General features: G+C 67.8%; 18 protein-coding genes. 12 read left to right on the top strand and 6 right to left on the bottom strand.

Annotation, left to right across the window (positions count from 1 at the left end; genetic code table 11):
• Window positions 1–11: 11 nt before the first annotated feature.
• Both ACEN9N_RS13730 and ACEN9N_RS13725 read right to left on the bottom strand, forming a co-directional pair.
• Window positions 12–983, bottom strand: a complete 972-nt coding sequence (locus tag ACEN9N_RS13730; RefSeq protein WP_495656299.1) for a DUF58 domain-containing protein — start codon at window positions 981–983, stop codon at window positions 12–14.
• 130 nt (window positions 984–1113) lie between these two features.
• Window positions 1114–2034: an AAA family ATPase gene (locus ACEN9N_RS13725; protein ID WP_007831639.1), complete on the bottom strand. Its 921-nt coding sequence runs from the start codon at window positions 2032–2034 to the stop codon at window positions 1114–1116.
• Window positions 2035–2114: 80 nt separating this feature from the next.
• Here ACEN9N_RS13725 and ACEN9N_RS13720 point away from each other — a divergent pair, with 80 nt between their 5' ends.
• The 12 genes from ACEN9N_RS13720 (at window position 2115) to cydX (ending at window position 16820) form a co-directional block, all read left to right on the top strand.
• A complete protein-coding gene (locus tag ACEN9N_RS13720; protein ID WP_007831641.1) occupies window positions 2115–3068 on the top strand; it encodes a histone deacetylase family protein in 954 nt (317 codons plus the stop codon).
• Between the two features lie 39 nt (window positions 3069–3107).
• Entirely contained in the window at window positions 3108–4388 is a 1281-nt protein-coding gene (locus tag ACEN9N_RS13715; protein ID WP_007831644.1) for a mechanosensitive ion channel family protein, read from the top strand.
• 135 nt (window positions 4389–4523) lie between these two features.
• The gene (locus ACEN9N_RS13710; RefSeq protein ID WP_495656298.1) at window positions 4524–5273 is read left to right on the top strand and encodes an electron transfer flavoprotein subunit beta/FixA family protein; all 750 of its coding nucleotides are present in this window, start codon (window positions 4524–4526) and stop codon (window positions 5271–5273) included.
• 13 nt (window positions 5274–5286) lie between these two features.
• A complete protein-coding gene (locus ACEN9N_RS13705; RefSeq protein WP_495656297.1) occupies window positions 5287–6219 on the top strand; it encodes an electron transfer flavoprotein subunit alpha/FixB family protein in 933 nt (310 codons plus the stop codon).
• 74 nt (window positions 6220–6293) lie between these two features.
• Window positions 6294–8084 carry an acyl-CoA dehydrogenase gene (locus ACEN9N_RS13700; RefSeq protein WP_495656296.1) on the top strand — a complete coding sequence of 597 codons (1791 nt, stop codon included), beginning with the start codon at window positions 6294–6296 and terminating at the stop codon, window positions 8082–8084.
• A gap of 80 nt (window positions 8085–8164) precedes the next feature.
• A complete protein-coding gene (locus tag ACEN9N_RS13695; RefSeq protein ID WP_413315486.1) occupies window positions 8165–9127 on the top strand; it encodes an NAD(P)H-dependent flavin oxidoreductase in 963 nt (320 codons plus the stop codon).
• A 59-nt stretch (window positions 9128–9186) separates the two neighbouring features.
• The gene (locus tag ACEN9N_RS13690) at window positions 9187–10299 is read left to right on the top strand and encodes an acyltransferase family protein (RefSeq protein ID WP_007828830.1); all 1113 of its coding nucleotides are present in this window, start codon (window positions 9187–9189) and stop codon (window positions 10297–10299) included.
• 156 nt (window positions 10300–10455) lie between these two features.
• Entirely contained in the window at window positions 10456–12144 is a 1689-nt protein-coding gene (gene cydD / locus ACEN9N_RS13685) for a thiol reductant ABC exporter subunit CydD (protein ID WP_495656295.1), read from the top strand.
• A complete protein-coding gene (locus ACEN9N_RS13680) occupies window positions 12141–13853 on the top strand; it encodes an amino acid ABC transporter ATP-binding/permease protein (RefSeq protein ID WP_495656294.1) in 1713 nt (570 codons plus the stop codon). Before cydD ends, ACEN9N_RS13680 begins: the two co-directional genes overlap by 4 nt.
• A gap of 38 nt (window positions 13854–13891) precedes the next feature.
• Complete coding sequence (locus ACEN9N_RS13675) at window positions 13892–15505, top strand: cytochrome ubiquinol oxidase subunit I (protein ID WP_007828834.1); 1614 nt, start codon at window positions 13892–13894, stop codon at window positions 15503–15505.
• The gene (gene cydB / locus ACEN9N_RS13670; RefSeq protein WP_413315483.1) at window positions 15502–16656 is read left to right on the top strand and encodes a cytochrome d ubiquinol oxidase subunit II; all 1155 of its coding nucleotides are present in this window, start codon (window positions 15502–15504) and stop codon (window positions 16654–16656) included. The genes ACEN9N_RS13675 and cydB overlap by 4 nt, the downstream gene beginning before the upstream one ends.
• A 14-nt stretch (window positions 16657–16670) precedes the next feature.
• Entirely contained in the window at window positions 16671–16820 is a 150-nt protein-coding gene (gene cydX, locus ACEN9N_RS13665; RefSeq protein WP_007828837.1) for a cytochrome bd-I oxidase subunit CydX, read from the top strand.
• A 107-nt stretch (window positions 16821–16927) separates the two neighbouring features.
• On the opposite strand, the gene ACEN9N_RS13660 is transcribed toward cydX, so the two are convergent.
• The 4 genes from ACEN9N_RS13660 to ACEN9N_RS13645 all read right to left on the bottom strand — a co-directional run bounded on the left by ACEN9N_RS13660 (window position 16928) and on the right by ACEN9N_RS13645 (window position 21599).
• Window positions 16928–17512: a GbsR/MarR family transcriptional regulator gene (locus ACEN9N_RS13660; protein ID WP_007828838.1), complete on the bottom strand. Its 585-nt coding sequence runs from the start codon at window positions 17510–17512 to the stop codon at window positions 16928–16930.
• 94 nt (window positions 17513–17606) lie between these two features.
• Window positions 17607–18500, bottom strand: coding sequence for a DUF2167 domain-containing protein (locus ACEN9N_RS13655; RefSeq protein ID WP_157632114.1), 894 nt, complete (start codon window positions 18498–18500; stop codon window positions 17607–17609).
• A gap of 85 nt (window positions 18501–18585) precedes the next feature.
• Window positions 18586–19272, bottom strand: a complete 687-nt coding sequence (locus tag ACEN9N_RS13650; RefSeq protein WP_413315482.1) for a Fe2+-dependent dioxygenase — start codon at window positions 19270–19272, stop codon at window positions 18586–18588.
• A 26-nt stretch (window positions 19273–19298) separates the two neighbouring features.
• Window positions 19299–21599 carry a TonB-dependent receptor gene (locus ACEN9N_RS13645; protein WP_495656293.1) on the bottom strand — a complete coding sequence of 767 codons (2301 nt, stop codon included), beginning with the start codon at window positions 21597–21599 and terminating at the stop codon, window positions 19299–19301.
• Window positions 21600–21619: the final 20 nt, after the last annotated feature.

Raw genomic sequence — 21619 nt, 5'->3', positions numbered from 1 at the left:
GGCGGTTCCGTTCAACACAGCGCCAAGGCCTCGAGGCAGGCGCGCCGGTGGGCTTCGCCTTGCGACGGCTTCACGACCCGGCCCTCTACCCGGATGCCGTAGTCCACGCCCAGCCGGTCGGCCATCAGCACCCACGCGCACAGGCGCGAGAGGCGGGCTTCGGCATCGGCAAGGCTGGTGCTCCGCGCGTCGAGCCAGAGTTCTTCGCGCTGGGTCTGCTGCGTGTCGCGGCTCACCAGCTCTTCCGATCCGGCTGCCTGTGCGCGCGCTGCCTTCTTCCAGACCACGAGCTTCAGCGGATCGCCGCGGCGGTAGGCGCGCACGCCGTCGTACTCGCCGGCGTTGTGCGCCCGCAGCGAGGCGGACATCGCCGCCGGCCCCGACAGCGGCTCGCCCGGCGGCAGCGGCGGCGGATGCGCCTCGGGCGTGGGGTAGACCAGCATCTGCGCGGCCGGCCGCCAGACTGTCCACACGCGGAACGTGCCGAGCGGGAAGCGCGTCTCGGCCGTGAGCGGCGGCACCGGGTGCAGGCCCCGCCGCTCGGGCTGGAAGGCGATCTCGACGGTGGACGTTCCCTCGGCCGGCACGTCGGTCCAGGCCCATTGCCCGCTGCCGCGCACGGCCATGCCGATGCCGTAGCGCACGCGGCGCCGCGTGTTGTGCAGCACCACCCGGAAGACGGCGGCGGCGCCCGCGTAGTGGGCATCGGGCGGCACCAGGTGCATCGCCAGCCCGCGCAGCGTGCCGTGGCACACGTGCATGCCCACGGCCACGCTGCCGGCCAGCAGGAAGGTCAGCAGGTAGCCGAGGTTGAGCTGGTAGTTGATCGAGGCGACGAGCAGCACCAGCAGCGTCGCGCCCAGCGTCCATCCGGCTCGCGTGGGCACGATGTAGACATTGCGCTGCGTGAGTTCCAGCGTGTCCGACGGCGGACGGCGCGACAGGAACCAGCCATCGATGCGCGAGCGCAAAGAGGCGATCATCGGTGGTGGTCCCTGGGGCCGAAAAGCGCGAAACACCGCGGAACCGGCTTCGCCGGGCCGCCGGTGTTGCCCCCTGCAAGGGGGAAGGAGAAGCGACACGAAGTGCGCAAAGCCTGGGGGTGTTTCATGACTACGGCAGTGGCACGGCGGCGATCATGGCGCGCACCTGCTCCACGGCACCGCGCCCTGCGTCGCCCACGGGCGTGAGGCGGTGCGCGATCGTTTGCGGCAGCACGGCCTGCACGTCGTCGGGTGCGACGTAGCTCCGGTTGGCCAGCAGCGCCTGCGCCTTGGCCGCACGCAGCACCGCGATGCCGGCGCGCGGCGACAGGCCCTGCAGGAACCAGCGGCCCGAGCGCGTGGCCGCGATCAGGTCCTGCAGGTAGTTGAGCAGCGGCTCGGCCGCATGCACCTGCTGCACGCGCTGCTGCAGGGCCGTGAGTTCGCCGGCGGTCAGCATGGCGGGAAGGGAGGCCAGCATTTCGCGGCGGTCACCGCCCGCGAGCAGCAGCCGCTCGGCGGCGCGGTCGGGGTAGCCGAGCGAGATGCGCATCAGGAAGCGGTCGAGCTGCGACTCGGGCAGCGCGAAGGTGCCGAGCTGGTCCTGCGGGTTCTGGGTGGCGATCACGAAGAAGGGCGTGGGCAGCGGGCGGGTTTCGCCTTCGACGGTGACCTGCTTTTCCTCCATCGCCTCGAGCAGCGCGCTCTGGGTCTTGGGGCTGGCACGGTTGATCTCGTCGGCCAGCAGCACCTGCGCAAAGATCGGCCCGGGGTGGAACACGAAGGCCTGCTGGCCCCGGTCGTAGATCGCCACGCCCGACAGGTCGCCAGGCATCAGGTCGGCCGTGAACTGCACCCGCGAGAACTGCATCCCGAAGGTATGCGACAGCGCGTGGGCGAGGGTGGTCTTGCCCACCCCCGGCACATCCTCGATCAGCAGGTGCCCACCTGCCAGCAGGCAGGCCACGCAGTCGCGCACCTGGGCCTCTTTGCCCACGATCACCGTGTTAAGCTGACTCAGCAAAGTGGCTAGCTTCGCAGCAACGTCCATATTTGTATCCATATGCAAACGATACCGTAAGACCTGCCGGCCCCATGCCGAATGAGGTCTAGGCGTGGCGACAGAGACACATGGGCAAGACAGGCTACTTCACACACCGCGACTTCTGGAAGCACGACATGGGCGAGGGGCACCCCGAGTGCCCGGGTCGGCTGGATGCCATCGAAGACCGCCTGCTGCTCACCGGCGTGGGCGATGCGCTGGAGCACTGCGAGGTGCCGCTGGCCACCCTGGAACAGATCACCCGGGCGCACAGCACCGCGCACGTCGAGTACCTCGAGGCGCTGAACCAGCGCCTGGTGGCCGACGAACCCGCCGGCGGCCCCGACCACGCGCAGGTCGACCCCGACACGGTGCTCAACCGCTTCACCCTGCTGGCCGCGCGCCGCGCCGCCGGCGCTGCGATCGCTGCGACCGACGCGGTGATTGCCGGCGACCTGGAAAACGCCTTCTGCTCGGTGCGCCCGCCCGGCCACCATGCATGCCGGGAGCAGGCAATGGGCTTCTGCTTCTTCAACAACGTCGCCATCGCGGCGCGCCACGCCATCGAGGTGCACGGCATCGAGCGCGTAGCCATCGTCGATTTCGACGTGCACCACGGCAACGGCACCGAGAACATCCTCTCGAACGATCCGCGCGTGCTGATGGTCGGGTTCTTCCAGCATCCGTTCTACCCGTACAGCGGCACCGAGCATCCGGCGCCGAACATGCTGAACCTGCCGATCCCGGCCTACACAAGGGGCATGGACGTGCGGGAGATGATCGAAGCGGCCTGGATGCCGCGGCTGGAGGAGTTCAAGCCGCAGATGGTCTTCATCAGCGCCGGCTTCGACGCCCATCGCGAGGACGACCTGGGCCAGCTGGGCCTCAACGAAAACGACTTTGCCTGGATCACGGGCCGCATACACGATGTTGCGAGGCGCCATGCGAAGGGCCGTATCGTCTCGATGCTCGAAGGCGGCTACAACCTCGATGCGCTCGCGCGCAGCGTGGAAGCCCACATCCGCGTTCTCGCGGATCTCTAACGCAGCCGGCGCGGACGGCGCTCCGCTACCTTTCAATAGATGAATTTCAACGATTTCACTCAACGTCTGAGCCAGGTCGATGCGCGCGGCCTCGGCATCGAGCTTGTCGCGCTGGTGGTCTGCGTGGCGCTGGCCTGGGCCGTTTGCAAGTGGTTCGGCCGCGACCAGCCCAAGGATTCGATCTGGTTCGGCGAGAGCACCTTCGACGGGTTGCTGTTCCCGTTGCTGGCGCTGGTGTTCACCGATCTCGCCCGGCGCGTGGTGCTCGATTTCCAGACCGTGCTGGTGCTGCGCATCGCGGTGCCGGTGTTCCTGTCGCTGGTGGTTATCAGGCTGTTCGCGCGGGTGCTGCGGGCGGTGTTTCCCGCGTCCAACCTCGTGCGGCTGATCGAGCGCACGATCTCCTGGCTGGCGTGGATCGCGGCGGTGCTCTGGATCGTCGGGCTGCTGCCGCCGGTGCTGGCCGAGCTCGATGACATCACGCTGGCCTTCGGCAAGACGCGTGTGAGCCTGCAGACCATCTTCCAGGGCGTGCTGTCGGCGGGGCTGGTGCTGGTGATCTCGCTGTGGATCGCGAGCACTATCGAGAAGCGCATCCTGCGCGAGGCCGTGACCGACCTGTCGATGCGCAAGGTGGCGTCGAATGCGGTGCGTGCCTTCCTGCTGCTGGTCGGCCTGCTGTTCGCACTGTCGGCGGTGGGGGTGGACCTGACGGCGCTTTCCGTGCTCGGCGGCGCGCTCGGCGTGGGCCTGGGTTTCGGCCTGCAGAAGCTGGCGGCCAACTACGTGAGCGGGTTCGTGATCCTGCTCGAGCGCTCGATCCGCATCGGCGACAACGTGAAGGTCGATACCTTCGAGGGCCGCATCACCGACATCAAGACCCGCTATACCCTGATCCGCGCGGGCAATGGGCGCGAGGCCATCGTGCCGAACGAATCGCTGATCACCAGCCGGGTGGAAAACCTGTCGCTGGCCGACCGCAAGTTCAACATCACGACCACCATCGTGGTCGGCTACGAGAGCGACGTGGCGCAGGTGCAGTCCATCTTGTGCGAGGCCGCCAAGGCCCAGCCGCGCGTGATGTCCGACCCGGAGCCGGTGGCTTTCCTCATGAACTTCGCGCCCGACGGCCTGGAGTTCACGCTGAACTTCTGGGTCGCCGACCCCGACAAGGGCAAGGACAACCTGCGCTCGGCCATCAACATCGCAATCCTCGACGGGCTGCGCGGTGCGCGCATCGACATTCCCTATCCGCAGCGCGTGCTGCGTGTGGAGTCTTTACCGCCAGGAGTCGTCCAGGCGCCCGACGCTGTTTTATAATCACGGAAAAGCACGATCGTTCTTTTTTCTTGGTCCCCGTGCCGACGAGAAGAATGGAGAGGCGACAAAGGTCGCGTCCTAGAATGACCGGTTGCCCTCGAAGCCCCCTTTTTGCAATCCAATGGAGTCAAGTCAATGAAGGTTCTCGTACCTGTCAAACGGGTCGTCGATTACAACGTCAAGGTGCGCGTGAAGAGCGACGGCACCGGGGTGGACATTGCCAACGTCAAGATGAGCATGAACCCCTTCGACGAGATCGCGGTGGAAGAAGCGGTTCGCCTGAAGGAAAAGGGCGTGGTCACCGAAGTCATCGCCGTGTCCTGCGGTGACGCCAAGTGCCAGGAAACCCTGCGCACCGCCATGGCCATCGGCGCCGACCGCGGCATCCTGGTCGAGACCACCGAAGAACTGCAGCCCCTGGCCGTGGCCAAGCTGCTCAAGGCGCTGGTCGACAAGGAACAACCGTCGCTCATCATCCTGGGCAAGCAGGCCATCGACGACGACGCCAACCAGACCGGCCAGATGCTGGCTGCGCTGGCTGATCTGCCCCAGGCCACCTTCGCCTCGAAGGTCGAAGTCGCTGGCGGCAAGGCGACCGTGACGCGTGAAGTCGACGGCGGCCTGGAAACCGTCAGCCTCAGCCTGCCGGCCGTCATCACCACCGACCTGCGCCTGAACGAGCCGCGCTACGTGACGCTGCCCAACATCATGAAGGCCAAGAAGAAGCAGCTGGACACCTTCAAGCCCGAGGACCTGGGCGTGGATGTCAAGCCGCGCCTGAAGACGCTGAAGGTCAGCGAGCCGCCCAAGCGCGGTGCCGGCATCAAGGTGCCCGACGTCGCCACCCTGGTGGACAAGCTCAAGAACGAAGCCAAAGTGATCTGAGGAAGACAACGACATGACCGCACTAGTTATTGCCGAACACGACCACGCGAGCGTCAAGCCCGCGACCCTGAACACCGTGACCGCAGCGCTGGCCTGCGGCGGCGACGTCCACGTGCTCGTGGCCGGTGCCAACGCCGCCGAAGCCGGCAAGGCCGCCGCGCAGATCGCGGGCGTCAGCAAAGTCATCGTGGCCGACAGCCCGAGCCTGGCCGAGAACCTCGCGGAGAACGTCGCCGCCCAGGTGCTGGCGATCGCATCCAGCTACAGCCACATCCTGTTCCCCTCGACCGCCAACGGCAAGAACGTCGCGCCGCGCGTGGCCGCCAAGCTCGACGTGGCCCAGATCAGCGACATCACCAAGGTCGACAGCCCCGACACCTTCGAGCGTCCGATCTACGCGGGCAACGCGATCGCCACCGTGCAGAGCGCAGACCCGATCAAGGTGATCACGGTGCGCACGACCGGCTTCGACGCCGCAGCTGCGACCGGTGGCAGCGCAGCGGTCGAAACGGCCGAAGGCGTGGCCGACAGCGGCAAGAGCAGCTTCGTGGGCCGGGAAGTCACGAAGAGCGAACGCCCCGAGCTGACGGCCGCCAAGATCATCGTCTCGGGTGGCCGGGCGCTGGGCAGCGCGGAGAAGTTCACCGAGGTGATGGCGCCGCTGGCCGACAAGCTCAACGCGGGCCTGGGTGCCAGCCGCGCAGCCGTGGATGCGGGCTACGCGCCGAACGACTGGCAAGTGGGCCAGACGGGCAAGATCGTGGCGCCGCAGCTGTACATCGCTGCCGGCATCTCGGGTGCGATCCAGCATCTGGCCGGCATGAAGGACTCCAAGGTGATCGTGGCGATCAACAAGGACGAGGAAGCGCCGATCTTCTCGGTGGCCGACTACGGGCTCGTGGCCGACCTGTTCACGGCGGTGCCGGAACTGGTGAAGGCGCTTTGACCGCACCGGCGCAATGAGCCAGAGGGCATCGTTCGCGATGCCCTTTTCGTATCCGCTGTATCTGGAGACAAGACATGAGCTACACCGCCCCCCTCAAGGACATGCTGTTCGACATCGAGCACCTGGCCAACATCGGCGAGATCGCGAAGCTGCCGGGCTTCGAAGACGCCGGCCTCGAAACCGCGCAGGCCGTGCTGGAGGAATGCGCGCGCTTCAACCAGGATGTGGTCGCGCCCCTGAACGTGGCGGGCGACCGCAATCCCTCGTCGTTCAAGGACGGCGAGGTCACGACCACGCCGGGCTTCAAGGAGGCCTTCGCGCAGTACGTGTCGGGCGGTTGGCAGGGCCTGCAGCATCCGTCGGACTTCGGCGGCCAGGGCCTGCCCAAGACCATCGGCGCGGCCTGCGGCGAGATGCTCAACTCGGCCAACATGAGCTTCGCGCTGTGCCCGCTGCTGAGCGACGGCGCCATCGAGGCGCTGCTCACGGCCGGCTCCGACGAACTGAAGGCGGTGTACCTCGAAAAGCTCGTGAGCGGCCAGTGGACCGGCACGATGAACCTCACCGAGCCGCAGGCCGGCAGCGACCTGGCCATGGTGCGCAGCCGCGCCGAGCCGCAGCCCGACGGCACCTACAAGGTGTTCGGCACCAAGATATTCATCACCTACGGCGAGCACGACATGGCCGAGAACATCGTGCACCTGGTGCTGGCGCGCGTCAGCGGCGCGCCCGAGGGCGTGAAGGGCATCAGCCTGTTTGTCGTGCCCAAGTTCCTCGTGAACAAGGACGGTCGCTTAAGCGAGCGCAACGACGTGCACTGCGTGAGCATCGAGCACAAGATGGGCATCAAGGCCTCGCCCACCGCCGTGCTCCAGTACGGCGACCATGGCGGTGCCGTCGGCTACCTCGTGGGCCAGGAGAACCGCGGCCTCGAGTACATGTTCATCATGATGAACTCGGCCCGCTACGCCGTGGGCATGCAGGGCATCGCGATTGCCGAGCGCGCTTACCAGCACGCCGTGGCCTACGCCAAGGACCGCGTGCAGAGCCGCCCGGTCGACGGTTCCATCAACGCCAGTGCGCCGATCATTCACCATCCGGATGTGAAGCGCATGCTGATGACGATGCGCGCCTACACCGAAGGCTGCCGCGCGATGGCCAGCGTGGCCGCCGCCGCCTACGATGCAGCGCATCACCATCCCGACGCCGATGCGCGCAAGCAGAACCAGGCCTTCTACGAATTCATGGTGCCGCTCGTGAAGGGCTACAGCACCGAGATGAGCCTCGAAGTGGCTTCGCTGGGCGTGCAGGTGCACGGCGGCATGGGCTTCATCGAGGAGACGGGCGCGGCGCAGTACTACCGCGACGCGAAGATCCTCACGATCTACGAAGGCACCACCGCGATCCAGGCCAACGACCTCGTGGGCCGCAAGACGGCGCGCGACGGCGGCCAGACTGCGAAGGCCATCGCGGCACAAATAGAGAAGACCGAGGCCGAACTCGCCAAGAGCGACAGCGCCGCTGCAGCCGCCGTGCTCAAGCGCCTGAAGGCTGCGCGCGAAGCCTTCGTCGAAGTCGTCGATTTCGTCGCGGGCCAGACCAAGGCTTCGCCCAACGCCGTGTTCGCAGGCAGCGTGCCCTACCTGATGCTCGCGGGCAACCTCGTGGCAGGCTGGCAGCTTGCGCGCTCGCTGATCATTGCGCAGGACCTTGCCTCGCGCAGCTTCGATACCGACTTCATGCTGGCGAAGATCGCCACCGCGCGCTTCTATGCCGAGCACATCCTCAACAAGGTGCCGGGCATCCGCGACAGCATCGTCGACGGTGCCGAGAGCGTCACGGCGCTCGCGCTCGACGCTTTTTGAGCCCCGCCCCGTGTCGCCCACCTGACGGGCGGCAGGGGCTCCTCTCTCTTATAAAACCGACATCCAATTCCGGAGACAACATGTCCAAGCTACCCCCCGTCCTCGCGAACCTGCCGCTGCCGATCATCGGCTCGCCGCTGTTCATCATCAGCAACCCCAAGCTCGTGATTGCGCAATGCAAAGCCGGCGTGGTCGGCTCGATGCCCGCGCTCAACGCGCGTCCCGCGGCGCAGCTGGAAGACTGGCTCGCGGAGATCACCGAGGAACTCGCGGCCTACAACAAGGCCAATCCGGACAAGCCGGCCGCGCCGTTCGCCATCAACCAGATCGTGCACAAGAGCAATGACCGCCTCGAGCACGACATGGAAATGGTCGTGAAGTACAAGGTGCCGATCGTCATCACCTCGCTGGGGGCGCGCACCGACGTGAACGACGCGGTGCACAGCTACGGCGGCGTGACGCTGCACGACATCATCAACAACAAGTTCGCGCAGAAGGCGATCGAAAAGGGCGCCGACGGCATCATCGCCGTGGCGGCGGGCGCAGGCGGCCACGCGGGCGTGAAGAGTCCGTTCGCGCTGGTGCAGGAAATCCGCCAGTGGTTCGACGGCCCGATCGCGCTGTCGGGCTCCATCGCCAACGGCGGTGCGGTGCTCGCCGCGCAGGCCATGGGCGCCGATTTCGCCTACATCGGCACCGCCTTCATCGCGACCGAGGAAGCGCGCGCCAGCGAAGACTACAAGCAGGCCATCGTCGATGGCACCTCGGATGACATCGTCTATTCGAGCCTCTTCACCGGCGTGCACGGCAACTACCTCGCGCCCAGCATCGTCAAGGCCGGCATGGACCCGGCCAACCTGCCCGAGGGCGACGTGAAGACCATGAACTTCGGCGGCGGCGAAGGCAGCAAGGCCAAGGCCTGGAAGGACATCTGGGGCTCGGGCCAGGGCATCGGCGCCGTGACCGAAGTGGCGAGCGCCGCGGCCTTCATCGAGAAGCTCAAGCGCGAATACCAGGAAGCAAGGCAACGGCTCGCGCTTTGACTTCCGCCGCGAACGGCGCGGCGCCTGCTGCCGGCGCGCCGTCGTCATCCGTGGGGCGCATGCCGCTGCTCGATGCGGCAAAGGGCATCGCCTGTGCGGTGATCGTCGGACACCATCTTTCGCGCTACGGGCCGATGCCGGCCGGCGCGTATGCGCTCGCGCCCGATTTCTTCGCCTGGCTGGCTGACGAGGGCCGGCTGGCGGTGCAGGTGTTCCTTGTGATCGCCGGCTTCCTGGCGGCCGCCAGCCTTGCGCCTGACGGCCTGCTGCGCGTGGAGCGGCCGGTGACGCGCATCCTGCAGCGCTATGGGCGGCTGGTCATGCCATACCTTGCTGCGCTCACGGTGTGCGTGCTGGTCGCGGCGGTGGTGCGGCCATGGCTCGACGAGGAGGTGGTGCCCGCGGCGCCGACCTTCGGGCAGTTGGTCGCGCATGGATTGCTGCTGCAGGACCTGCTGGGCTTCGAGTCGCTGTCGACGGGTGTCTGGTACGTGGCCATCGACTTCCAGCTGTTTGCATTGGCGCTGGCGCTGGTGGGCCTGCCCACGCTGCTGCAGCGCTCGAGCGGTTCGCCGCCGCCGGGCGCGCAGATGCGCTGGATGCCCGTGGCGCTGGTGGTCGGCCTGGCCGTGGCTTCGCTCGTGCTCTTCAACCGCAACGCGGGGCTGGACGACACCGCCTTCTATTTCTTCGGAACCTACGGCCTGGGCATGCTGGTGTTCTGGATCGGCCGCGCCACGCGCGCCAGCACCTGGCAGAGCGCCGTCGCGCTGATGGCGCTGGTGGGAGCAGGCGCGCTTGCCCTCGACTGGCGCAGCCGCATCGCGACCGCGCTGGTCACGGCGCTGCTGCTGGCCGTCGCGCAGCGCCGGAACTGGCTGTCGCCGCCCCATTGGCCTGCCGTGGCCATGCCGTTGCTGCGGCTGGGGCGCATGTCTTACTCGCTGTTCCTGATCCACTTCCCGGTGCTGCTCGCCACGAATGCGGCGGTCGCTAATTCCGGGCCGCACGGCGCGTGGTTCGATGCGGCCGGCCTCGTGGCGACCTTCGGCCTGTCGGTGGCCGCGGCGGCGCTGCTGTATCGCTGGGTGGAAGCGCGCCCTGCCTCGTGGCGCGCGGTCTTCGCGCTGTTTGCCGCGCTGCTGGTCAGCGGAATAGTCGTTTCTCATTAAAGGACAGGCGCGCCCGCGCAGGCGCACTGGCCGAATCTTCCTGAACCGGTTGCGCTCGAGCGCTGGAGCGTGCAGTCTGCGGGCTCGTCAGTCACTCCCGTCTCCGGTATGATTGTGGAAATTTCAGTAAATACTGAAAATACACGAAAAAAAGGAATGACCAAGCACTCGCCACTCCGATCGCCGCTGCGGGCTTTCGCGTCGCCCGACGTCGGCGGGATGGTGCAGGGCGCCGCGGCGCTGTTCTGGCTGCCGCAGGCGGCGCTGCTGGCGATGGCGGTGCAGGGGCTGGCGTCGGGTCGCGGTTTGGCGGCCGTGACCTGGCCCGCCGGTGCGATCCTGTTGCTCGGGCTGCTGCGGGCAGGCTGCGAGGCCTGGGGCGCGCGCCGGACCTTCTCCCGGGCGCGCGCGCAGCTCACGGTGCTGCGCGCGCAAACAGCCGCGGCGCTGGCCGGCGGCTCGCCGCTGGATCGCGGCCGCGCGCCTTCCGGGCTGGCCGCCAGCGTGCTCGCCGAGCAGGCCGAGGCGCTGGTGCCGTACCTGGTGCGCTACCAGCCCGCGCGCTGGCGCGCGACGGTGGTGCCGATCTTCATCCTGTGTGCGGTGGCCGCCTTTTCGTGGGTGGCCGCGCTGGTGCTGCTGGTCGCGGCGCCGCTCATTCCGGTCTTCATGGCCATCGTCGGCTGGCGTGCCAAGGCGGCGAGCCAGGCGCAGATGGTGGAGATGGGCGGCATGAATGCGTTCCTGCTCGACCGGCTTCGCGGGCTGGCGACGCTGCGTGCGCTCGATGCGGTGGAGGCCACGGCGCTGCGGCTGGACGATGCCGCGCAATCCCTGCGCCGGCGGACGATGGCGGTGCTGCGCATTGCGTTTCTCTCGTCGGCCGTGCTGGAGCTTTTCTCGGCGCTGGGTGTGGCGATGGTGGCCGCGTACGTCGGTTTCCACTTGTTGGGCACGCTCGGCTTCGGCACCTGGGGCCGGCAGCTGAGCCTGGGCGAGGGGCTGTTCGTGCTGCTGCTGGCGCCGGCATTCTTCGAGCCGCTGCGTGAGTTGTCGGCGGTCTGGCATGACCGGGCTGCGGGCGAAGCGGCGCTGGAGGCGCTCGACCGCTTGCAGCGCAACGAACTGCCGCTGCCCGGTGCGAGCGCTTCGCTGACGCGCGCAGCGATGGCTCCGACCGGCGGGGCACCGGCTGTCGCCGTCCGCAACCTGCATTTCTCCTGGCCCGGTGAGCCGCAAGAAGTCTTCGAAGGCTTCGAGCTTCGCGTCGCGGCCGGCGAACACATCGCGTTGATGGGGCCCAGCGGCTCGGGCAAGACGGCCTTGCTGTCCTTGCTCGCAGGCCTCGTGCCCGCGACGCGCGGCGAGATCTCGGTCGGCGGCGTGGTGCTCACGGATCGCACGGTGACGGCGCTGCGCCAGCGTATGGCATGGATGGGCCAGGCACCGCACGTTTTCGCCGGCTCGGTCAAGACCAATGTGGCGTTGGGGCGCGCGGAGGTGGGTACCTCGGAGGTCGCCGAGGCGATGCGCTTCGCGTCGCTCGACGCTGTGGCGCAGGCGCATCCTGGCGTGGCGATCGGAGAGGGCGGCCATGGCCTGTCTGGCGGAGAAGCCGTGCGGCTCGCGCTCGCACGCATCGCGGTGCATCCGCATGCCGACCTGCTGCTTGTGGACGAACCGACGGCCCACCTCGACACCGAAACGGCCGAGCGCGTGGCCGATGCGCTGGTGGCGCTGGCGCGCGGCAAGACCCTCGTCGTCGCCACGCACGACCCGGTGCTGGCTGCGCGCATGGACCGTGCAGTGAACCTTGGCACCGAAGCGATGGAGAAGGCCGCATGAAGGCGTTGCCTCTCGTCGCTTCGAACTGGCGCGATCTGCGCCTGGTGCTGCGGCCCTTCCTTGCCGCGCAGCCGCGTCCCCTGCTGCTGGGCTGCCTGCTAGCGGCAGTCACCGTGCTTGCAGGCATGGCGCTGCTGGGGCTTTCGGGCTGGTTCATCACCGCGACCGCATTGGCCGGCCTTCATGCAGCCACCGCCTTCACCTTCGACGTGTTCATGCCGTCGGCCGGCATCCGCCTGCTGGCGCTCGGCCGTACGGCATCGCGCTACGGCGAGCGGCTGGTGACACACGACGCGACCTTCGCCGTGCTCGCCGCGCTGCGCGTTCGCCTGTTCCGCGGCTGGGCCAAGGCCGAGGCGGCGCGCGAACTGCTGATGCGCCCGGCCCGCCTGCTGTTTCGCCTGACGGCCGACATCGATGCGCTGGAGTCGCTCTACCTTCGCCTGTTCGTGCCGGCCGCTGCGACATTGGGCGCTGCATTGCTGGCGGGCCTCGTGCTCGGCTTCATGCACGCCGGCGTGGGCATTGCGCTGATGCTCTGGCTCGTGGTCGTCGGCTGGGGCATCGCGTTCCTCGTCGCAAGGCGCGCGCGCCGACCGGCCGTGCAGCGGGCGCATGCCATGGAAGCGCTGCGCGCACGCGCGGTCGACCTCGTGGCGGGGCAGGCCGACCTGGTGATGGCAGGCCGCATCGGCGCACAGCGCGAGGCATTGATGAATGCCGATATGCACCTCGCCAAGGCGGACCTCGCGTTGAACAAGCTCGAAGCGGCGGCTGGTCTGGCCTATGGCAGCGCAAGCACCCTGACCCTCGTTGGCGTGCTGCTGGCCGTCGGCGTGCTGGCAGGCGAGGGCGTCATCGGCGCGCCCGCTGCGGCACTGGCACTGCTGGTGGCACTCACAGCGGCCGAACCTTTCGCGGCCTTGCGCCGTGGTGCGCTCGATGCGGGCCGCACGTGGCTGGCGGTGCGGCGCCTTGCACCGCGCATGACTGCGCAAGGCAACGAGGTTGCCGCGGCACAAGAGCGTGACGCGGCCTTCGCGGTGGAGCTGAAGGGCGTCACGGTGGTTCACCCCGGCAGCCGCACGCAAGTGTTGCGCGACGTGTCGCTGACCCTGGACGCAGGCGAGCGCGTCGCACTGATCGGCGCAAGCGGCGCCGGAAAGTCCACGCTGCTCGCAGCGATCGCCAACGAGATCACGCCACAGTCCGGCAGCACGAGCGCGCAGCCCGCTTGCCTGCTCACGCAGCGCACCGAACTTTTCCAGGACAGCCTGCGCGACAACCTCCGCCTTGCAGCCCCCGACGCCACCGACGAGCAATTGCACGCCGCACTGCGCGCCGCAGGTCTCGAAAGCGACCTGCGCGCGATGGCCTCCGGCCTCGGCACCCGCCTCGGCGAGGGCGGCCTCGGCCTCTCGGGCGGGCAGTCGCGCCGGCTCGCACTGGCCCGCCTGCTGCTGCGCCCCGTGCCGCTCTGGCTGCTCGACGAACCGACCGAGGCGCTCGATGCCGCTACCGCGCACGACGTGCTGCATCGCCTCGCGCAACACGCCGGCCGACGCACCTTGCTGATCGCCACGCACCTGCGCCGCGAAGCCGCGCTGGCCGACCGCATCGTGTGCATGCACCAGGGCTGCATCACCGCCGACCTGCGGCGCGGCAGCGGTGCCTTCGACGCTGCGCTGCGCAGCCTGCGGCCGGATTGATTTCAGAACGGGAAAACAGGGAACACAAAGGAAGACTCATGGACCTCGACATCGTCGCGCTATCGCGCCTGCAGTTCGCCGTCACGGCGCTGTATCACTTCCTGTTCGTGCCGCTGACGCTCGGGCTTTCGATCATTCTCGCGATCATGGAGACGGTCTACGTGATGACCGGTCGCACGATCTGGCGCGACATGACGAAGTTCTGGGGCGTGCTGTTCGGCATCAACTTCGCAATGGGCGTGGCCACCGGCATCGTGATGGAGTTCCAGTTCGGCATGAACTGGAGCTACTACAGCCACTACGTCGGTGACATCTTCGGCGCGCCGCTGGCCATCGAGGGGCTCATGGCCTTCTTCATGGAAGCCACCTTCGTCGGGCTGTTCTTCTTCGGCTGGGACAAGCTATCGAAAGTGGGCCACCTGATCGCGACGTGGGCCGTGGCCATCGGCTCGAACTTCTCGGCGCTGTGGATCCTGATCGCCAACGGCTGGATGCAGAACCCCGTGGGCGCGGCCTTCAACCCGCAGACCATGCGCATGGAAGTGACCGACTTCGCCGCGGTGCTGACCAACCCCGTGGCGCAGGCCAAGTTCGTGCACACCGTGTCGGCGGGATACGTGTGCGCGGCCGTGTTCGTGCTCGGCGTGTCGGCCTGGTACGTGCTCAAGGGGCGCCACCTCGAACTTGCAAAGCGCTCGATGACTGTTGCGGCCTCGTTCGGCCTCGCCGCCGCGCTGTCGGTGGCGGTGCTCGGCGACGAAAGCGGCTACCTCTCGGGCGAACACCAGAAGATGAAGCTGGCCGCCATCGAGGCCATGTGGGAAACGCAGCCCGCGCCCGCCGCCTTCACCGTCATCGGGTTTCCCGACCAGCAGGCGCGCGAGACGCACTACGCCATCCACGTCCCGGCGGTGATGGGCCTGATCGGCACGCGCTCGCTCGACACCGTGATGCCCGGCATCGACGAACTCGTGAAGCGCGCCGAAGCCCGCATCCGCGAAGGCCTCAAGGCGTACGACGCGCTGCAGAAGATCCGCGAAGCCGGCGGCACCGGCAAGGTCACGCAAGGCGTGCGCGGCGACTTCGAGGACAACGGCATCAACATGGGCTACGCGCTGCTGCTCAAGCGCTACGTGGACGACCCGCGCACCGCCACCGACGAGCAGATCGCAAAGGCCGCGTGGGACACCGTGCCGCAAGTGGCGCCGCTGTTCTGGCTGTTCCGCGTGATGGTGGGCATCGGCATGCTGCTGATCGTGCTGACCGCCACTTTCTTCGTGCTGTCGGCACGCCGCAGGCTGGACCGCTACCGCTGGCTGCTGAAGCTCGCCGTGTTCGCGATTCCGCTGCCGTGGATTGCCATCGAGTCGGGCTGGCTGGTGGCGGAGTTCGGCCGCCAGCCGTGGGTGATCGAGGGCGTGCTGCCAACCGCGGTGGCCGTGTCGAACCTCGGCGTGAAGACGCTGCTGCTCACGCTCGCGGGCTTCGTCGCGATCTACAGCACGCTGCTCGTCATCGAGATGAAGCTGATGCTCAAGGCCATCCGCAAGGGGCCTGAAGCCGAGCACGCGCCCGACGAGGGCGACACCCGCTCGCACGTTCCGCCGGCGCACGCCGGCGCCGCTGTTGCCACCACCGGGAGCGCCGCATGATCCTTCACACACTCCTCGACTACGACACCCTTCGCATCATCTGGTGGCTGCTGATCGGCGTGCTGCTGGTGGGCTTCGCCGTGACCGACGGCTTCGACCTGGGCAGCGGCATGCTGCTGCCTTTCGCGGCGCGCAACGACATCGAACGCCGTGTCGTCATCAACAGCGTGGGCCCGGTGTGGGAAGGCAACCAGGTGTGGCTGATCCTCGGCGGCGGCGCGATCTTCGCGGCGTGGCCGCAGCTGTACGCCGTGTCTTTCTCGGGCTTCTACCTGGCGATGTTCGTGATTCTCACGGCGCTGATCCTGCGGCCCGTGGCCTTCAAGTTCCGCAGCAAGCGCGAGTCGCCGCAGTGGCGCGCGCGCTGGGACGGCGTGCTGTTCTTCAGCGGCTTCGTGCCCGCGCTGATCTGCGGCGTGGCCGTGGGCAATGTGCTGCAGGGCGTGCCGTTCCGCTTCGGAAGCGACATGCACATCTTCTACGACGGCGGCTTCTTCGGTCTGCTGAACCCGTTCGCCATCCTGTGCGGGCTGGTGTCGGTGGCGATGCTCGTGATGCACGGCGCGTCGTGGCTGCTGCTGAAGACGGCCGGGCCGGTCGCCGAGCGCGCGCGCAGCTACGGCATGGTCGCCGCGGTGCTCACCATCGCGCTGTATGCGCTGGCCGGCGTGCTGCTGGCGACGAGCATCGGCGGCTATCGCATCAGCAGCGTGGTCGATGCGATAGGACCGTCGAATCCGATGCTGAAGACTGTCGAGCTGCACGCCGGTGCGTGGACCGCCAACTACACTGCGCACCCGTGGACATGGGCCGCACCGGCCGCGGGCTTCGTCGGCGCGCTGGGTGCGCTGCTCGGCCTCGCGCTGCGCCGCCCGGTGCTAGCGCTGCTCGCGGCGGCGCTCGGCATCGCCGGCATCATCCTCAGCGTGGGGGCATCGATGTTCCCGTTCATCCTGCCGTCGTCGATCGATCCGCGCGCGAGCCTCACGGTGTGGGACTCGTCGTCGAGCCACCTCACGCTGTTCATCATGCTGGTGGTCACGGCCTTCTTCATTCCCCTGATCGTGGCCTACACCAGTTGGGTCTACCACGTGCTGTGGGGCAAGGTCGACGAACAGGCGATCCGCGACGAGAGCGGTCACGCCTACTGAACGGAGGAAAAAAGATGTGGTACTTCGCCTGGATCCTCGGTCTGCCGCTGGCAGCCGCTTTCGCCGTACTCAATGCCATGTGGTACGAACTCATGGACGACGACGCCATCCGCAGGGAGAAGCTCGAGATGCCAGAGGCGCCGCAGGGGCAGGAGCGGCTTTGAGAGTCCATTCGCTTTTTGCGGTCAGTCTGGGGGCGTGCACAGGCCACCGGGTACTCCCCTCCGCGAAGGTCCCCCGTCGGCGTGAGCGCCCCCGAACGGCGCCCCCTTCAATCCGCCGCGGGCTTCTTCTTCGAGACGCCGCCCCCCGTGATGCGGTCCTTGAGTGTCAACACCTTCGTCACCGTCGCGCCCATGCCCATGAGCTTCATGGCGGTCTCGGGCGCGAGCCGCTGCACGTCGTCGAACCATTTCATCAGCCGGTCGATCAGGTCGTGCATCTCGCGCATGCGTTCCTGCGCGTGGCGTTCGGCGTCGCTGGTGGGTGATTCGAGCAGCGCGTTGCGCAGCATCGAGAGCGTGGGTTCGATCTCGCGGCGGCGGCGCTCCTCGGCCAGCACGCGAAAGATTTCCCACACGTCAGAGGGGGCCTCGAAGTATTCGCGCCGGTCGCCCGCGTGATGCCGCAGGTGCACCAGCCGCCAGGCCTGCAGTTCCTTCAGGCCCATGCTGACGTTCGAGCGCGAGAACTCGAGCAACTCGGCGATCTCGTCGGCGTTGAGCGCGCGCTCCGACAGGAAGATCAGCGCATAGATCTGCCCGACGGTGCGGTTGATGCCCCACTTGCTGCCCATCTCGCCGAAATGCGCGACGAACTGGCGGTTGAGGGGAGGGAGGTCGGAGGAGGTGGCCATGCCCGAATTGTCGTGCCGGATTGCTGGAATTCCGGGATGTTCTGAAAACTCAGTCCGGCTGCGCCGCCGCGGTCCTTCAGTCCGGCCCCCTCGCTCAAGCCTTCTTCTTGAACAGCTTCGCGATGCCCCACAGCGCCGCACCGCCCGCCACCACGGCCAGCTTTGCGAACTTGGCCAGGAAGGCCAGCGCAATCGCGAACAGGCCCAGCTTCTTCACCGCAACGCCGGCCACCAGCGCGGCCAGGCCGTAGGCGGCGACCTTGTCGGTCGATGAATTGAAGTCCGCGTACTTCTTGCCGTCGTCGTACTGGATTGCGGCCAGCAGCTTGCTGGCGTCGGGCTTGTATTTGTCGAGGTCCTTGGCGTTGGTGATGAGGTTCAGGCTCAGGTAGCCGTCGCGGCCCAGCGCGTAGGTGTTGTAGTTGACGCCTTGGCTGCCGTCGGTGTTGCCCTTGCGCTGGGACAGGGCCGACCACACGAGGCGGTGCGATGCGGCTTCGTACTGCGGCTTCTGCGCCCAGCCCGTCACCTCGATGGCGGGGATGCCGCGCTTGGCGCGCTCCTCGTTCGCGGCTTCGGTGCCTTCCTTCAGGCTCTTGAGCAGGTCGTCGGCGTTCCAGTCCTTCGCATCGTCGTCCTTGATATAGCCCTCTTTCACGAACTTCACGACGGCCATCCAGTCGGCGTCGTCGGCGGGGAAGATCGCCCCGACGAAGGTGTCGTCGGTGCGGTTGCCCATGCTGCGCATCAACTGCGCGGCGGCGGGCGTCGGCACCCACACATAGCCCGCGGGCAGCTGAAGGTGGGCCTGGTCGCGCAGCACGATGTCGGCGGGGCCGGCCTTCTGCACGGCCTTGGCAGCCTTGAAGGCGGCGTCCTGCTCGGCTTCCAGCGAACTGGCGGTCGAAGCGGGGGTGGACGGGGTGGTGCCGGTCGGCGATGCGGCGTGGCCGGTGTGGGCCACGAAAGCGGCGCACGCGAGCAGCACGCCGGCTGTCAGGCGGGTGGTTTGAATACGCAAGTTCTCTCTCCTCGGTTGTTGTATGTCTGGTGAGCCGGGAGAGTTTAAAGAACTAGGTGTCGCTCCACTTCCTCAGCAGGTTGTGGTACGTGCCTACGAGCGTGCGGCGCGCCGATTCGTCGGCGCCGCTCTGGTTGAGCCGCTGGATCGCGTTGTCCATGTCGAACAGCAGCGCGCGGTCGCCCGCGTCGCGCACGAGGCTCTGCACCCAGAAGAAACACGCGACGCGCACGCCGCGCGTGATGGGCGTCACCTGATGCAGGCTGGTGGCGGGGTAGAGCACCATGTCGCCGGCCGCGAGCTTCACGGTCTGCATGCCGTGCGTGTCTTCCATCTGCAGCTCGCCGCCGTCGTAGCTGTCGGCGTCCGACAAAAACAGCGTGGCCGACAGGTCGGTGCGCAGCTTGCGGCCGGTGCGCGGGTCGATGCGTACGCCGCCGTCCACGTGCAGGCCGAAGCGCATGCCTTCGCTGTAGCGGTTGAACATCGGCGGGTACAGCAGGTTCGGCAGCGCCGCGCTGATGAAGGTCGGGTGGCGTTCGAGCGCGCTCGCCACGATGGACTGGCATTCGTGCGCCACCGCCGAGCCTTCGTCGATCTGCTGGTTGAACTTGACCGGCGCGCCCTGGTGGCCCGCGGTGACTCGGCCGTCGATCCACGCATCGCCGGCCGCATCGAGGCGCGCGCGGACCGCCGCAAGCGCTTCGCGGTCCAGGATGCCGGGAATGCAGACCAGCATGGCGAATCGTCTTCTTCTTCAGGGCCTCAAAGGCGGTAGGTGAGCGACAGTGTGGCGGCGCGGCCCGAGCCCGGCACTGCACGGCCGCCGTCGGAGGGGATCAGCGCGTCGTAGTAGTAGCGGTTGGCCAGGTTGAACAGGTTCAGCCGGATGTCGTACTTGGGCTGATGGTAAGCCACCATCGCGTCGAGGCGCGCGTAGCCGCCGACCTGCACGAGGTTGGTGTTGTTCGCGAAGCGCTTCGCGCTGTAGGTGGTGCCGCCGCCGATCTCCCATTCGGGCGTGATGGCGTAGGTGGCCCACAGGCTGGCCGCGTCCTTCGGCGTGTTGGCGGGCGTCTTGCCGAGCGTGCCGGGCGCGATGCCGTTGACGATGGTGGCATCCAGGTGCGTGTAGGCGCCGAACAGCTGGAGCTTGTCGGTCACCCGGCCCGCGACACCGGCGCGCGCGCCGTTCACGCGCACCGTGCCGGTCGCGCTGTAGGTGCCGTCGCTGTTCTGCGAGCGCGCGTTGGTCTGGGTGATCTGGAAGGCGGCCGCTGTCAGCGAGAGGTTGCCGTCGTTCAGGTCCCACTTGCCGCCGAGTTCGTAGGCCTTGTTCTTCTGCGGCGGCAGCGGCTGCGTGGCACCCGTGGTGGCGACGAGCTGTTCGAGCGAGGGGTTGAACGAGGTGCTGTACGACACGTAGTACGACTGCGAGGGCGTGGGCTGCCAGATCGCGCCGGCGCGCACGCTGGTGAAGTCGACGGTCTGGCTTTCGCTGCCGAGCGTGGTCGCGGTCGGGATGCTGTTGTAGACGCTTGCGCGGTAGTGGTCCTGCCGCACGCCAGCCACCAGTTTCCATTGGGGGCTCAGCTCGATGGTGTCGTTGACGTAGCCGGCCACCGTGGTGGCGCTCGCGGTGGCGAGGTTGCCGCGCAGGCTGGGCGCGGTGCCCGGCGTGTTGCCCTGGTACGGCGCGAGCAGCGGCGAGCATGTCGCGTAGCCGCTGGTGCCGCCCACCGGGTTCAGCGCCACGCCGTTGCAGGTGCCGTTGCGGTAGTAGGTCTGGTTGTCGTAGGTGTCGTGGCCCAGTTCCAGGCCCGCGAGCAGGGTGTGCTTGACCGAGCCGGTGGTGAACTTCGTGTTGAGCTCGGTCAGGTTGAACAGCGACTTGTCGTGGATCGTGCGGTCATGGCTTTGCTGGCGCACCCACAGGCTGCTCAGCGGCAGCGACGAGAACGCGGCCGCGGGCGCGGCCGTGGTGCCGGTGGACAGGGGCGTGAACACGCCCTTGGTCGACAGGGTGCCGATGCCCTGCGGCGCGGTCTCGCGTGCGTCGGTGGTCACGTCGTTGTACTGCGTCTGGTTGCGGATCGACGTGTCGGGGGTGAGCTTGTGCTGCACCACGGCGCTGAAGGCCTGGATGTCGGAGATCGTGCGGTCGTCGCTGAAACCGTAGGCCGTGTCGCGGTCGACCTTGGCCGGGCGGCCGTTGAGTGGCGGCACGCCGTAGTCGGGCTGGTCGCGGTTGTGCTGCACCAGCGCCGAGAGCGTGACCTGCGTCGGCGTGTTGATGCCGAACTTCAGCGAGGCGTCGAGGCCGAAGTCCTTCAGCTTCGTCTGTTCGCGCGTGCTGGCGTCGCCCTGCTGGCCCATGGCCGCGATGCGGAAGGCCGAGGTGTCGGACAGCGGGCGGTTGACGTCGATCGTCGAGCGTACGAGGCCCGTGGTGCTGGCCGACACCGAGACCTCGCCCGCGGGCGTGAGCGAAGGCTTCTTCGTGACCTGGTTGATCACGCCGCCGGTGGAGCCGCGGCCGAACAGCATCGACGAGGGGCCCATCAGCACCTCGACCGATTCGAGCGCGAAGGTGTCGCGGTAGTACTGGGCGCGGTCGCGTGCGCCGTCGAGGTAGATGTCGGTACGCGCCGAGAAGCCGTTGAGGTTGATGTTGGTGCCGATCTGCCCGCCTTCGGCGCCGCCGATGGTCAGGCCCGGCACGTTGCGCAGCGCGCTCGCGAGCGAGGTGGCGCCTTGCGACTGCATCACGGCCTGGTTGATGACGGTGACGGACTGCGGCGCATCGCGCAGGTCGGCCGGCAGGCGGTTGAGCGAGGCAGGGTTGGCACCGAAGCCTGTCTTGTCCTGCGCATCCTGGACCTGGACTTCGCGCAGCGTGGTGGGCACGGAGGTGCCGGCAGCGGGCGAGGGCTTGGGGGCGGGCGAGGACGCGGCGGGCTGCGCGACCTGTTGAGCGAACGCCGTGGGGAGGGAGGAAGCGCACAGGCCGATCAGGGCCAGTGCGACGGGCGTGCGGCGACGCATCGGGCGGGTGGGGGGAGTCATCGTGGAGCCTTCGAGAGGAC

The organism is Variovorax sp. Varisp46, from assembly GCF_059491885.1.
Note: the sequence above shows the minus strand (reverse complement) of the source record. Positions and strands in the feature narration are given on the sequence as shown.

What these genes read in the sequence shown, in the direction of transcription:
- ACEN9N_RS13725 (WP_007831639.1), bottom strand. Translation starts at nt 2,034, where the DNA reads ATGGACGTTGCTGCGAAGCTAGCCACTTTGCTGAGTCAGCTTAACACG.
- ACEN9N_RS13695 (WP_413315486.1), top strand. Translation starts at nt 8,165, where the DNA reads ATGTCCAAGCTACCCCCCGTCCTCGCGAACCTGCCGCTGCCGATCATC.
- cydD (WP_495656295.1), top strand. Translation starts at nt 10,456, where the DNA reads ATGACCAAGCACTCGCCACTCCGATCGCCGCTGCGGGCTTTCGCGTCG.
- cydX (WP_007828837.1), top strand. Translation starts at nt 16,671, where the DNA reads ATGTGGTACTTCGCCTGGATCCTCGGTCTGCCGCTGGCAGCCGCTTTC.
- ACEN9N_RS13705 (WP_495656297.1), top strand. Translation starts at nt 5,287, where the DNA reads ATGACCGCACTAGTTATTGCCGAACACGACCACGCGAGCGTCAAGCCC.
- ACEN9N_RS13715 (WP_007831644.1), top strand. Translation starts at nt 3,108, where the DNA reads ATGAATTTCAACGATTTCACTCAACGTCTGAGCCAGGTCGATGCGCGC.
- ACEN9N_RS13710 (WP_495656298.1), top strand. Translation starts at nt 4,524, where the DNA reads ATGAAGGTTCTCGTACCTGTCAAACGGGTCGTCGATTACAACGTCAAG.
- cydB (WP_413315483.1), top strand. Translation starts at nt 15,502, where the DNA reads ATGATCCTTCACACACTCCTCGACTACGACACCCTTCGCATCATCTGG.
- ACEN9N_RS13690 (WP_007828830.1), top strand. Translation starts at nt 9,187, where the DNA reads ATGCCGCTGCTCGATGCGGCAAAGGGCATCGCCTGTGCGGTGATCGTC.
- ACEN9N_RS13730 (WP_495656299.1), bottom strand. Translation starts at nt 983, where the DNA reads ATGATCGCCTCTTTGCGCTCGCGCATCGATGGCTGGTTCCTGTCGCGC.
- ACEN9N_RS13680 (WP_495656294.1), top strand. Translation starts at nt 12,141, where the DNA reads ATGAAGGCGTTGCCTCTCGTCGCTTCGAACTGGCGCGATCTGCGCCTG.
- ACEN9N_RS13700 (WP_495656296.1), top strand. Translation starts at nt 6,294, where the DNA reads ATGAGCTACACCGCCCCCCTCAAGGACATGCTGTTCGACATCGAGCAC.
- ACEN9N_RS13645 (WP_495656293.1), bottom strand. Translation starts at nt 21,599, where the DNA reads ATGACTCCCCCCACCCGCCCGATGCGTCGCCGCACGCCCGTCGCACTG.
- ACEN9N_RS13675 (WP_007828834.1), top strand. Translation starts at nt 13,892, where the DNA reads ATGGACCTCGACATCGTCGCGCTATCGCGCCTGCAGTTCGCCGTCACG.
- ACEN9N_RS13720 (WP_007831641.1), top strand. Translation starts at nt 2,115, where the DNA reads ATGGGCAAGACAGGCTACTTCACACACCGCGACTTCTGGAAGCACGAC.
- ACEN9N_RS13650 (WP_413315482.1), bottom strand. Translation starts at nt 19,272, where the DNA reads ATGCTGGTCTGCATTCCCGGCATCCTGGACCGCGAAGCGCTTGCGGCG.
- ACEN9N_RS13660 (WP_007828838.1), bottom strand. Translation starts at nt 17,512, where the DNA reads ATGGCCACCTCCTCCGACCTCCCTCCCCTCAACCGCCAGTTCGTCGCG.